This is a genomic window from Mycobacterium sp. NGS34 (genome assembly GCF_059812845.1).
Window position 1 is genome coordinate 1 of the sequence record NZ_JCALDM010000064.1, and the last position, 526, is coordinate 526.

The following is a 526-nucleotide window of genomic DNA, read 5'->3' on the forward strand; positions in this document are numbered from 1 at the left end:
GGGGTATTGCGGCGGCGGACCGTATTTGGATCCGTCTTCTGTCTCTGTCGATCGCATGCCTTGTATCGTACCCAGCGTCGGCGGGACTGTCGGCACTGCCGCGCTGGCCGGCTTCATGGGCTGACGCTCAGCCGGGCGAGCTCGTGTCGCCAGGCGGTCGCGATGTTGAACGGCCCTCCGAGATCTGGCAGCTCCGCCATGTCGGGACCGGGAAGGTCGTGCAGCTGCCCTCCGGCTGCTGTGATCTGAAGCGACAGGCCTGCCAAGGTGTTTACGCTGATGGCTTGGAGGACCGCCTGCTCCATCGTCGGCGCCGCGCTGGTGAGGCCGTGTCCGCGCAGCAGCACCACGGGCCGATCGCCCATGGCGTCGAGCATTTCCGCTGCGAGCTCGCGGTTTCGCACGAGCACTCCTCTGGGGTAGACGGGTATTCCGTCTGCCGCCAGGCGGGTGCCCGGGATGTCGAACGCCCCGACGATCGGCCGGATAGCGAGCCCTGCCAAGTCGGCGGCCACGACCTGCGGGG

1 protein-coding gene is annotated in these 526 nt (G+C 68.1%); it reads right to left on the minus strand.

What is annotated here, in order from left to right; all coding sequences use genetic code 11:
* Positions 1-113: 113 nt before the first annotated feature.
* A partial coding sequence (gene phtC / locus AC5Y7V_RS31405; protein WP_499883795.1) for a 3,4-dihydroxyphthalate decarboxylase occupies positions 114-526 on the minus strand: 413 nt, incomplete at its 5' end.